Here is a 10,906-nt window from a genome sequence, read left to right as displayed (position 1 = left end):
CTGTACGGACGTTCCGTTCACCGGAACGCGGTTGGGTTAAGCTAAGCGACATGACGAAGGCGGTCAACACCCGGACGGGCCTCGAGATCGGCGCCAAAGGCCCCGTCGACAAGGCGCTCGAGCTGCTCGACGCCCTGGTGCAGCCGGACGGCCCGCACCGGCTCGCGGACCTCGCGGCCCACACCGGCCTGCCCAAACCGACGGTCCACCGGCTCCTCGGCACCCTGGCGGCGAACGGCTTCGCCACCGCCCTGGCCGGCGGCCGCTACCGGGCGGGCCCCAGGCTCCTCGGCCTCGCGGCGACCGCCCTGGCGGACAGCCCCGAGCTGCGCCTGGCCCGCCCCGTGCTCGCCGATCTCCGGCTGCGCACGGGCCAGTTGGCGCACTATTCGGTGCGCGACGGGGACACCGCCGTGCATCTGGCCCAGTCCGAACCCGCGGACACCTACCGGATCCCGCTGCGGGCGGGCGGCGTCGTCCCGCTGCACTCCAGCGCGGTGGGCCTGGCGATGCTCTCGGCGCTCCCGCCCGAGGAGGTCACGGCGGCACTCGACAGCACCCCGCTCCCCGCGGTGACGCCGCACACCATCACCGACCCCGAGGCCGTACGAGCAGCACTCGACGACGTACGCATCCAGGGCTTCGCGGTCGACGACGAGTACACCGAGCCCGATGTGCGCGCCGTCGCGGCACCGGTGCTCGGCGCGGACGGCCTGCCGGTGGGAGCGATCGGCATCATCGGCCCGACCTTCACCCTGGACGACGCGGGCGTGGCCCTGTACGGCCCGATGGTGCGCGCCGCGGCAGGACTCATCTCGCCGTCGAACGGCGGGAGTTCACCGATCGGCCTGGTGCAGTGATGAGCGCACTCGAGGAACTGCTCGCCGAGGCACAGCGCCACCGGATCTTCTCCGCGGCCGCCTGGTCGGTGAGCACCGCGGACAGCACGCTCGACGCCGGCCACATGGGCACCCGGCACTGGGGCGGACCCGAGCTGGACGGCACCGAGCTCTGGGACCTGGCATCGGTGACGAAACCGGTGGTGGGCCTCGCCGTCCTCGTACTGGTCGAGAAGGGCGCCCTGGCCCTCACCGACCAGTTGGGCGAGCTGCTGCCCGGGTACGGCGACACGGACAAGGCGCCCATCACGGTGGGCCAACTCCTCGCGCACACCTCGGGGTTGCCGGGCGGCACGCCGCTGTACCGCACCGCACCCACCCGCCCTGAGCTGCTCGAGGCCGTGCGCACTCTGCCGCTCCGCGCCGAACCGGGCACGGCAGTGGAGTACTCGTCCGCCGGATTCATCCTGCTCGGCCTGCTCGCGGAGGCTGCGGGCGGCAGGTCACTGGACGCACTGGTCGCTCAACTCGTGGCCGAGCCACTGGGATTGACGGGTCTCACCTTCCGCCCGGACGCCGTGGCACAGGCGAGTGCGGTGTCCACCGAGTACTGCACCTGGCGCGATCACCTGGTCACCGGCGAGGTGCACGACGAGAACGCGGTGGTGCTCGGCGGCATCGCGGGCCACGCCGGGCTCTTCGCCCCGCTCGCCGACCTGACCCGCCTGGGCCGGGCGCTGCTGCGCGGCGGCGACGGCATCCTCGGACCGGCCGCCTTCGCGGAGATGACGCGCTGCCACACGGACGGGCTCGCACTGCGCCGGGGCCTCGGCTGGCAGGGCCTCGACCGGGTCGCCTCACCGGTGGGTGCCGCGCCGGGTCCTGACTCGTACGGGCACACCGGGTTCACCGGGACGAGCCTGTGGGTGGATCCGGGCGCCGGGCTCAGTTGCGTACTGCTCACCAACCGGGTGCATCCACGCCGGGACGGCCGCCGGTTCCCTGCCGTCCGGCGGGCGTTCCACCATCGTGCGGCGCGACTCGGAGGCGGCACACCTGCGCCATGAGGTTCCACGATCGGTCGCGGGACGGTCCAATCCGGCCTGACAGGAACGGAGTTGGGTAGCGGCCAGTCATGAATCCGGGTAGCGGTCAGTCATGAAACGCCGAGTGTTCCTGCGGGGCGCGGCGGGAGCCGGCTCGGGCGCGCTCCTCGGCACAGCAGCCCTGTCCGCCTGCACGGTCGAGGGCCGCGCACCGGGCGGCGGCGCCGATGAGCCCGGTTCCGAGGCCGGAGGCCGTCCGCGCAAGGACCCCACCGTGCTTGCCGTGAAGATCGACAACGCCCCCGCGGCGCGCCCGCACACCGGGCTCGCGGAGGCCGACATCATCCATGTCGAGCAGGTCGAGTCGGGACTGAGCCGGCTGCTCGCGGTCTATGCGGCGGCGGGCCGGCTGCCGAAGGCCATCGGCCCGGTGCGCAGCGCCCGCGAGACGGACCTGGCTCTCCTCAGGCAGTACGGAGAGCCGGTACTGGCCTACTCCGGGGCGCAGTCGAAGCTGGAGCCGCTGATCGACGCCGCGCCACTGCATCCGCACACTCCGGAGTCGACCGGCAAGGCGTTCTACCGCGGCACCGACCGGCCGGCCCCGCACAACCTGTATCTGCGCCCGCGGGAGCTGGACCCGGAGCCGGATGCCGGGCGCCTCACCGCGTACGGCATCCGCTTCGGCGCCGCGCCGGCCGGTGGGAAGGGCCGGCCGAGCCACACCGTGCGCTTCCCGTCCGCCCGTTTCGAGTTCACCTGGTCCTCGGCGGAGCGGCACTGGCAGGTCTCGATGGACGGCGGCAGATCTCCGCACACCCCGGCCTCGGTGCTCGTCCAGTACACCCGTGTCCGGTCGTCCGGCTTCAAGGACCGGTGGGGCAATGTCTCGCCGTACACCGAGACCACCGGGTCCGGCCAGGTGCTGCTGCTGCGCGAGGGCCGCGCCCACGACGGCCGCTGGAGCAGAACGGACGAGCAGGCGACGACCCGGTACACGGATGCGGAAGGCCGCGAAATGGCCTTCCCGCAAGGACAGATCTGGGTGGTCTACGTACGGCAGTGAGTGCGTGCGCCGCGTGCGCGGGTGAGTACGGTGGGCGTCCTTGGACCGTCACACCCCAGGAGGTGCTCCCCATGGCGGACGACGAGGTGATGACCGGCGGCGAGAAGGAGAGTCTGCGGGCCGGTCTGGACCGCCACCGTGACGTGGTGCTCTGGAAGCTGCGCGGGCTCGACGACGAGCAGCTGCGCCGACCGCTGACCCCCACCGGGACCAATCTGCTCGGCCTGGTGAAGCATCTGGCGTGCTGCGAGTACGGCTGGTTCTGTCTGGCCTTCGACCGCCCCGCGGAGCCGCTGCCGGTGGAGGAGGACGCGGACTTCCGGGCCGGGCCCGAGGAGAGCACCGAGGACATCCTCGCCTTCTATGCTCGCGCACGGGCCGCCGCGGACCGCACCATCGATGCACTCGAGCCGGAGGATCTGGGTGAGTTCCCGGGCGGCACCGTGTCGTTGCGCTGGGTGCTGATCCATATGATCGAGGAGACCGCACGGCACACCGGCCACATGGACATCATCAGGGAGCTGATCGACGGCTCGACGGGCGACTTCCCGCAGGCGTGAGGGGCACAACACTTCGCCCGTCACACGCCCTGACTCAGCCCCCGAACGGCGCTTCCTGCCTCCCCTGCCCGACACCGGGGACCACCAGGAGGGAACCGGCCGGCCCGGACGGATCGCCGAGTCCGGTCCGTGCGGTGGTGACGTACAGATCGCGCAGCCCGTCCCCGCCGAAGGCGCAGGACGTCGGCCGCTGCACCGGCAGTGGGATCGTCCGGTCGAGCCGGCCGTCCGGCGTGTATCTGCGCACGGCGCCGCCGTCCCAGAAGGCGACCCATACGCAGCCCTCCGCGTCGACACACAGCCCGTCGGGCAGCCCCGAGCCGGGCGGCACGGTCACGAACGGCCGTCTGCCGCTCGCCCGTTGGGTGCCGGGGTCGAAGTCGAGCACGTCCACCCGCAGGGTCGGTGTGTCGACGTAGTACATCCGGCGTCCGTCCGGGCTCCAGCCCGTGCCGTTGCTGACCGTGACCCCGGTGAGCTGCTCGGTGGCGGTGCCGTCGGGGGCGATCCGGGTGACGTTCCCGCCGCCGGGGCGTTCGTCGTAGTACATGGTGCCCGCCCACAGGGCGCCGTCCGGGGCGACCATCGCCTCGTTCCCGCGGCGGCCAGGGACCGGGTCGTGATGCAGCCAGCGGAAGGACCCGTCGGCTGCGTAACGGGCCACACCGTCCCGGAGGTTGACCACCAGGCCGCCCGCTGCGCAGGGCTTGGCCGCGCCGACGTGCTGCTCGGTGGCGAGCACCGTACGGCGGCCGGTGTCCGGTTCGTACCCGTGCACCCGGGAGCCCAGGATGTCCACCCAGATCAGCCGCCGGCCGGCCGGGTCCCAGGTGGGGCCCTCGCCGAGTTCGGCCCGAGCGCGGACGGCGACCTCGGCGCGGGCCGCGCCCACCACCCTCACTGCGCGCCCAGGTGGCCGAGGCGCCCGGACAGCTCTCCGGCGCCCTTGAGGGCGAGCTCCGCGAGCTCCTGCTCCCGTGCGTCGCTCCAGCGGATCATCGGCACCGAGATGGACAGGGCGGCGACCACCCGGCCCGTCCGGTCGCGCACCGGGGCGGCGACACAGCTCACGTCCGGGTTGGACTCGCGGTGCTCGACGGCCACACCACGCTGCCGGACGGTGTCGAGTGCCGTGCGCAGCTCGACCGGCTCGGTGATGCTGTGCGGGGTCATCGCGGTGAGTTCGAGATCCGCGAGTCGCGCCTCGAGCTCCGTCCCGGGGAGCGAGGCGAGCAGCATCTTGCCGACCGAGGTGCAGTGTGCGGGCAGCCGGCGGCCGGCCGCCGAGACCATCCGGACCGCGTGGGTGGAGTCCACTTTGGCGATGTAGATGACGTCGGTGCCTTCGAGTATCGCCACATGCACCGTCTCGTCGCAGGTCCGGGCCACCTCGGTGGCGACCTGCCGGCCCTCCGCGGAGAGGTCGAGGTCCTCCGCGTACCGGCTGCCCAGCTGATACGTGCGGACGCCGAGGCGGTAGCGGCCGGGCCGGGAGGGCACCGGCGCCAGGTAGGAGCGCGCGGTGAGTGTGGCGATCAACTCGTGCACGGTGGTGCGGGGCAGGCCCAGGCTTCGGGTGACCTCGGGTGCGGAGAGCGTGCCGTCGCCTTCCAGGAAGAGTTCCAGTATGTCGAGCGATCTGGTGACCGCCGGGACGAGTCGCGCCATCGCCGCCCTCCGCCTTGCGTCGTCTTCGTCGGGTCGTGCCATATGTTCGAAATTCCGGTCGTCGACCGGCATCGCGAACACAGGCTAAGCGTCCGGCACTTCACCCGGCAATGCCCGTACGGACCCGGTCCGCGCCGTCGATGCGCACCGCCCGGCCGGTGCGTCACCCCGAACACCCCCATTGACACTGCTCCCGGCCCCTGATTACGGTCACGCCACCATTTCGAACGTGTGACGAAATCTCGAACAATCCGCTCGTGGACGAGCCCGCGCCGAGCGCGCCCGCCTCCACCGGACCGAGGGGCAACTTCCTTGCGCATCACGGGAATCAGCACGCACGTCGTCGGGACGCCCTGGCGCAATCTCACCTACGTCCAGGTCCACACCGACGAGGGCCTCACCGGCGTGGGCGAGACCCGCATGCTCGGTCACACCGACGCCCTGATCGGCTATCTGCGCGAGGCCGAGGCCAACCACCTGCTCGGCAGTGACCCGTTCGCCGTCGAGGACCTGGTCCGCAGGATGAAGTACGGCGACTACGGGCGGGCCGGCGAGATCGTGATGTCCGGCATCGCCTGTGTGGAGACGGCCTGTTGGGACATCAAGGGCAAGGCCCTCGGCGTACCGGTGTGGCAGCTGCTCGGCGGCCGGGTGACCGACCGGGTCAAGGCGTACGCCAACGGCTGGTACACCACGGAGCGGACGCCCGAGGCGTACCACGAGGCGGCGCGGGCCGTGCTGGCCCGTGGCTACCGCGCCCTGAAGATCGACCCGTTCGGTACCGGCAGCATGGAGCTCGACCCGGCCGGCACCCGGTATGCCGTCTCCCTGATCGAGGCCGTACGGGACGCCGTCGGCCCGGACACGGAGCTGATGCTGGAGATGCACGGGCGGTTCAGCCCCGCCACCGCGGTGCGCCTGGCCCGGGAGTTCGCGCCGTTCGCACCCGCCTGGCTGGAGGAGCCGGTGCCGCCGGAGAACCTGAAGGCGCTCGGCAAGGTGGCCCAGCAGGTCGAGATCCCGGTCGCGACCGGTGAACGCATCCACGACCGCATCGAGTTCCGCGAGCTCTTCGAGTCCCAGGCCGCCGACATCATCCAGCCCGATGTGGGTCATATCGGCGGCATCCTGGAGACCCGCAAGCTGGCGGCCACCGCCGAGACCCACTACGTACTCGTCGCGCCGCACAATGTGGGCGGTTCGGTCCTGACCGCGGCATCTCTCCAAGTGGCCGCCTGCACACCGAACTTCAAGATCCTGGAGCACTTCAACGATTTCGCCGACGCCGAGATCAAGAAGGTGGTCAAGGGCGCGCCCGAGGTGGTGGACGGATACTTCCGGCTTCCCGAAGGCCCGGGCCTGGGCGTCGAGTTCGATGCGGACGCGGCGGCCGAGTTCCCCCAGCAGCAGGCCCGTTTCGACCTGTGGGCCGAGGGCTGGGAGAAGAGGTCTCCGAAGTGAGCGCGGACGCTGCGTCCTTGACGAGCCGTTCGATCGTGGTCGGCCGTCCCGGCAGCCATCGCCTCATCCGCCGGCCGCTCCCCGAGCCCGGGCCCGGCGAGGTCCGCCTGCGCGTCGCGGCCGCGGGCATCTGCATGAGCGACCGCGAACTCTACGACGGCCGCAGGGCCCCCGGCTATGTCCGCTACCCCGTGGTCCCGGGGCACGAGTGGTCCGGGACGGTCGAGGCCGCCGGCGCGGGTGTGTCCACGGCCCTGATCGGCCGCAAGGCCGTCGCCGAGGGCTTCCGCGCCTGCGGGGTGTGCGCGCGCTGCCGGCACGGCGAGACGAGCCTGTGCACCGGCGGGTACGCGGAGACCGGATTCACCGAGCCCGGCGCGTTTGCCGACCATGTGGTGGTGCCCGCCCGCCTGCTGCATCTGCTCGACGACGCCGCGGACCTGCGGGCGGCGGCGCTCCTGGAGCCGGCGGCGGTGGTCGCGGGTGCGGTCACGGCCGGAGCGCCGGTGCCCGGCGAGCGGATCGCGGTGGTCGGCGCCGGCACCCTCGGGCTCCTCGCGGTGCAGCTGCTCCGGGCGAGCTCACCCGCCGCGCTCGTCGCCGTCGACCCGCGGGCCGCGCGCGTCGAGCAGGCCGTGTCGTACGGTGCGACACAGGGCCTGGCCCCGGCCGAGGCTGCCGAACTCGCCGCGAGCGAGAGCCTCTTCGACCTGGTGGTGGAGACGGCCGGCGCCCCGGACACCGCCCACGACGCCTGTCTGCTGGCCCGCCGGGGCGGCCGGGTCGTGCTGACCGGCATGTTCGCCGAGGGCGCCAGGGGCATCGACCCGGTGCATCTGTCGCTCAGTCAGCTCACGGTGCGCTCGGTGTTCGGCGCCTCCTCGTCGGCCTGGGCCGATGCCGTCCGCGCCTTCGGCCTCGGCCTGCTCGAACCGGCCGGCCTCATCACCCACGAGTTCCCGCTGGAGCGCTACGAGGCCGCGGTCGCCCTGGTCGGCAGCGGTGATCCGGCGGTGGGCAAGGTGCTGCTCCGGCCCTGAACGCACACTGTCCGCACCCCGTCCCCATGCCGCGACACCCCGCACCGATCGACCTCTAGGAGCCCCGTGTCCGCCTCCTCCAGCGCAGCAGCACGCCGTCCCGGCGCCGAAGCGCTCGCCCGCATCGGCCTCCCCACCCCGGCCCCCGACCCGGCCGACGCCTCCCCGCACGCGTTCCCCGACGGCGGCAGCTGGCGCACCGAGATCCCCTCCGTGGAGGGCCCGGAGGCGCTGGCCACGGTGCTCGGGGAGAGCGCGCGCCTCGACGTGCCCGTCCACCGGATCAGTCAGGGCAGCGGCATCTGGATGCTGACCGACGCGGAGATCACCGAGATGGTCGCGGCCTGCGCCGAACAGGACGTCGAGCTCTGCCTGTTCACCGGCCCGCGCGGCACCTGGGACACGGGCGCCGCGACCCGTAGCGACTCCGGCGGCGGCGGACTGCGGGCTCGGGGGCACGACGCGCTGGCCGGCTGTGTCGAGGACGCGCTGCGCGCCACCGAACTCGGCGTGCGCTGCCTCCTCGTGGCCGACGAGGGCGTCCTGTGGACGCTGCACCGGCTGCGTACGGACGGCGTCCTGCCGGCCGACACCACCCTGAAGGTCTCGGCCCTGATCGGCCCGGTGAACCCGGCCTCGTACGGCGTCTTCGAGCGTCTCGGCGCCGACTCGGTGAATGTGCCCTCCGATCTGACGCTGTCCCAGCTCACCGAGATCCGCCGCCGGAGCGCGGCTCCGATGGACTTCTATGTGGAGGCGCCGGACGACCTCGGCGGCTTTGTACGGATGTACGAGGTGGCCGAACTGATCCGGCGCGGTGCGCCGGTCTATCTGAAGTTCGGCCTCAGCAGGGCGCAGGGCATCTATCCGTACGGTGCCCATCTGCGTGACCATGCCCTGGCGACCGCGCGCGAGCGGGTGCGCCGCGGCCGGCTGGTGCTCGATCTGCTGGCCCGGCACGGGGCCGACGGCGGCATGTCGCCCCTGGGTGCGCGGCTGCCGGGTGCGCTGCGGCGCTTCCCTGCCGAGGCCTGAGCACGCGGATCCGATCAACTGCCACCGCCAGGCAGCTAGTTGGCGCGCGGCACCACGGATCGTCCACCTCTGCCTGCCGGTCCACCTGCCGCGCCGCCGACCGGGTGGATCGGGCCGGAACGAGTGAACGTCGCCGGGTGGATGGCGGCTTCCCGATTCGGGCGCCCGCGCGCGAGGCATGTGTGCGCCAGCCATGTCCTCGGGGGGCCGACGGAGGCGTATGTGATGACCATCAGGAATGTGACCCGGGCCGTACGGAAGCCGCACCGCACGCTGCGGCGCACCACCGTGCCCGCCCTGGTCGCGGCGGGCGCCCTGACGCTGGGCGCGGCCTACGGCAGTTGCTCGGTGAGTGCGGCCGAGGCGCCGCAGGAGAAGTCCCCGTACACGGGGGTCGAGGCGCCGCAGAGCGGTGTCCTGGCGGTGAAGTTCGACAACGCACGCGGCGCCCGTCCCCACCACGGCCTGAACAAGGCCGACATCGTGTACGTCGAGAAGGTCGAGGGGGGCATGAGCCGCCTGATGGGCGTGTACAGCGGCCGGCAGCCCGACAGTGTCGGTCCGGTGCGCAGCGCCCGCGAGTCGGACGTGGAGCTGCTGCGGCAGTTCGGGCGGCCCGCGCTCGCGTACTCCGGTGTGCGCAGCGAGCTCAACAAGGTGCTGCGGGACTCGCCATTGTACGACCGCGCCCACGGCAGCGTCCCGAGTGCCTACTTCCGCAAGTCGGGCCGGCAGGCACCGCACAATCTGTTCGTCCGGCCGCAGGCGATTCTCGAGTCGGCGCCGAACGCCGACAAGCCGGCCGACATCGGCTTCCGCTTCGGAGCGGCCCCGGCCGGCGGCTCCCCGGCCACCGAGCGCACCGTCCGGTACTCCGCGGCGAGCCACACCTTCCGCTGGTCGCCGGCCGCCGAGCGCTGGAAGGTGTCGTTCGACGGGTCGGCGGCGATGCAGACCAACGGCAGGCAGATGGCCCCCCGCACGGTCGTCATCCAGCACGTGGACATGCCGCCGTCCAAGTACAAGGACGTCAACGGCTCGGTGACGCCGTACATCAAGACCGTCGGCAGCGGCCGAGCGACGGTCCTGCGCGACGGCAAGGCCTACGAGACGCGGTGGCAGCGGCCATCGGCGGAGTCGGGGACGACGTTCACGCTCTCCGACGGCGAGCGCATGCCCTTCGCGCCCGGCCAGGTCTGGGTGGTGTACGCCGACCGCTGACCCACGGCTGCCACCTCCCGGGCGCCGCCCCGCCCACTGCCGCGTGGGGCGGCGCCTTTACCGTGAGGACGTACGACCGCCAGGCGCACGCACACTCGCCCCGGGCGCCCGTCCGGTGGAGGACGGCCCGGCCGGGAGCCGCAGTCCGGGAGATCCGTATGCATGCCATGCCCGAACCACCCGCCGTGCGCCTGCAGTTGGTGCCCGGCGCCGCCGACTCCCCCGTCCTGCTGCACCTGCCGCACAGCTCCCGATATCTGCCCGCGGACGTACGCCGGGACATCCTGCTCGACGACACGGCACTCGAGCGCGAGCTCGATCACATCACCGACGCCCATACCGACCGCATCGCCGCACTCGCGGCGGACGCCGTGCCGGCCGCGATCAGGCCGTGGCAGGCGCTCGCCCGCCAGTCCCGGCTCGTGATCGACCCCGAGCGCTTCCCCGACGAACGCGAGGAGATGCGGGCGGTCGGCATGGGCGCCGTCTACACCCACACCACGCACGGTGAACGGCTGCGCGCGAGCGGCTTTGATCCCGCGCCGCTCCTGGATGCCTACTTCCACCCGTACGCGCGGGAGATGACCGAGGCGGTCGAGGAGCGGCTCGCCGCGGCCGGCCGGGCCGTACTGCTCGACGTGCATTCGTATCCGACCGATCCACTGCCCTACGAACTGCACTCGGCAGGCCCTCGGCCGGAGGTGTGCCTGGGCACGGACCCCTTCCACACCGGCCGTCAGCTCCTGGAACAGGCCCGGGACGCCTTCGGGGACTTCGGGACCGGGACCGACAGTCCGTTCGGCGGTACGTATGTGCCGCTGACCCACTACGGCCGCGAGGCGCGGGTGTCGGCACTGATGATCGAGATCCGGCGCGATCAGTACATGAGTGAGCCGGGAGGACCGGCGGGGCCTGGCGTCCAGGGCCTGGCCGACGCCCTCGCGGAGTTGATCCGCGCCGTCTCGTGACG

The 10,906-nt window shown here is 72.5% G+C and carries 11 protein-coding genes; 9 read left to right on the top strand and 2 right to left on the bottom strand.

The window, feature by feature from the left end; translation table 11 throughout:
- The first annotated feature begins 50 nt into the window (after nucleotides 1-50).
- The 4 genes from DY218_RS03970 to DY218_RS03955 all read left to right on the top strand — a co-directional run bounded on the left by DY218_RS03970 (nucleotide 51) and on the right by DY218_RS03955 (nucleotide 3,511).
- Nucleotides 51-860 (top strand): IclR family transcriptional regulator, encoded by an 810-nt coding sequence (locus tag DY218_RS03970; protein ID WP_128554486.1) that lies wholly within the window; start codon nucleotides 51-53, stop codon nucleotides 858-860.
- Nucleotides 860-1,906 carry a serine hydrolase domain-containing protein gene (locus DY218_RS03965; RefSeq protein WP_128554485.1) on the top strand — a complete coding sequence of 349 codons (1,047 nt, stop codon included), beginning with the start codon at nucleotides 860-862 and terminating at the stop codon, nucleotides 1,904-1,906. Before DY218_RS03970 ends, DY218_RS03965 begins: the two co-directional genes overlap by 1 nt.
- Before the next feature lie 91 nt (nucleotides 1,907-1,997).
- Complete coding sequence (locus DY218_RS03960; RefSeq protein WP_128554484.1) at nucleotides 1,998-2,951, top strand: DUF3048 domain-containing protein; 954 nt, start codon at nucleotides 1,998-2,000, stop codon at nucleotides 2,949-2,951.
- Nucleotides 2,952-3,022: 71 nt separating this feature from the next.
- Entirely contained in the window at nucleotides 3,023-3,511 is a 489-nt protein-coding gene (locus DY218_RS03955) for a DinB family protein (RefSeq protein ID WP_128554483.1), read from the top strand.
- A 34-nt stretch (nucleotides 3,512-3,545) separates the two neighbouring features.
- Here the strand turns inward: DY218_RS03955 and DY218_RS03950 are convergent, their stop codons facing one another.
- Both DY218_RS03950 and DY218_RS03945 read right to left on the bottom strand, forming a co-directional pair.
- The gene (locus DY218_RS03950) at nucleotides 3,546-4,403 is read right to left on the bottom strand and encodes an SMP-30/gluconolactonase/LRE family protein (protein ID WP_128554482.1); all 858 of its coding nucleotides are present in this window, start codon (nucleotides 4,401-4,403) and stop codon (nucleotides 3,546-3,548) included.
- Nucleotides 4,404-4,408: 5 nt separating this feature from the next.
- Nucleotides 4,409-5,179, bottom strand: a complete 771-nt coding sequence (locus DY218_RS03945) for an IclR family transcriptional regulator (protein ID WP_128554481.1) — start codon at nucleotides 5,177-5,179, stop codon at nucleotides 4,409-4,411.
- A gap of 312 nt (nucleotides 5,180-5,491) precedes the next feature.
- On the opposite strand from DY218_RS03945, the gene DY218_RS03940 reads away from it, so the two are divergent.
- The 5 genes from DY218_RS03940 (at nucleotide 5,492) to DY218_RS03920 (ending at nucleotide 10,904) form a co-directional block, all read left to right on the top strand.
- Nucleotides 5,492-6,640, top strand: a complete 1,149-nt coding sequence (locus DY218_RS03940; RefSeq protein ID WP_128554480.1) for a mandelate racemase/muconate lactonizing enzyme family protein — start codon at nucleotides 5,492-5,494, stop codon at nucleotides 6,638-6,640.
- A gap of 17 nt (nucleotides 6,641-6,657) precedes the next feature.
- Nucleotides 6,658-7,680, top strand: a complete 1,023-nt coding sequence (locus DY218_RS03935) for a zinc-dependent alcohol dehydrogenase (protein ID WP_233521345.1) — start codon at nucleotides 6,658-6,660, stop codon at nucleotides 7,678-7,680.
- Between the two features lie 66 nt (nucleotides 7,681-7,746).
- The gene (locus DY218_RS03930; protein ID WP_128554478.1) at nucleotides 7,747-8,715 is read left to right on the top strand and encodes a hypothetical protein; all 969 of its coding nucleotides are present in this window, start codon (nucleotides 7,747-7,749) and stop codon (nucleotides 8,713-8,715) included.
- 225 nt (nucleotides 8,716-8,940) lie between these two features.
- Nucleotides 8,941-9,936, top strand: a complete 996-nt coding sequence (locus tag DY218_RS03925) for a DUF3048 domain-containing protein (RefSeq protein WP_128554477.1) — start codon at nucleotides 8,941-8,943, stop codon at nucleotides 9,934-9,936.
- Nucleotides 9,937-10,103: 167 nt separating this feature from the next.
- Complete coding sequence (locus DY218_RS03920) at nucleotides 10,104-10,904, top strand: N-formylglutamate amidohydrolase (protein ID WP_407703546.1); 801 nt, start codon at nucleotides 10,104-10,106, stop codon at nucleotides 10,902-10,904.
- Nucleotides 10,905-10,906: the final 2 nt, after the last annotated feature.

The organism is Streptomyces triticagri (assembly GCF_003429565.1).
In the GTDB taxonomy this organism is placed as follows: Bacteria; Actinomycetota; Actinomycetes; order Streptomycetales; family Streptomycetaceae; genus Streptomyces; species Streptomyces triticagri.
The sequence above is the reverse complement of the archived record's forward strand: the minus strand, read 5'-3'. Positions and strand labels throughout refer to the sequence as shown.

What these genes read in the sequence shown, in the direction of transcription:
- DY218_RS03970 (WP_128554486.1), top strand. Translation starts at nt 51, where the DNA reads ATGACGAAGGCGGTCAACACCCGGACGGGCCTCGAGATCGGCGCCAAA.
- DY218_RS03965 (WP_128554485.1), top strand. Translation starts at nt 860, where the DNA reads ATGAGCGCACTCGAGGAACTGCTCGCCGAGGCACAGCGCCACCGGATC.
- DY218_RS03960 (WP_128554484.1), top strand. Translation starts at nt 1,998, where the DNA reads ATGAAACGCCGAGTGTTCCTGCGGGGCGCGGCGGGAGCCGGCTCGGGC.
- DY218_RS03955 (WP_128554483.1), top strand. Translation starts at nt 3,023, where the DNA reads ATGGCGGACGACGAGGTGATGACCGGCGGCGAGAAGGAGAGTCTGCGG.
- DY218_RS03945 (WP_128554481.1), bottom strand. Translation starts at nt 5,179, where the DNA reads ATGGCGCGACTCGTCCCGGCGGTCACCAGATCGCTCGACATACTGGAA.
- DY218_RS03925 (WP_128554477.1), top strand. Translation starts at nt 8,941, where the DNA reads ATGACCATCAGGAATGTGACCCGGGCCGTACGGAAGCCGCACCGCACG.
- DY218_RS03920 (WP_407703546.1), top strand. Translation starts at nt 10,104, where the DNA reads ATGCCCGAACCACCCGCCGTGCGCCTGCAGTTGGTGCCCGGCGCCGCC.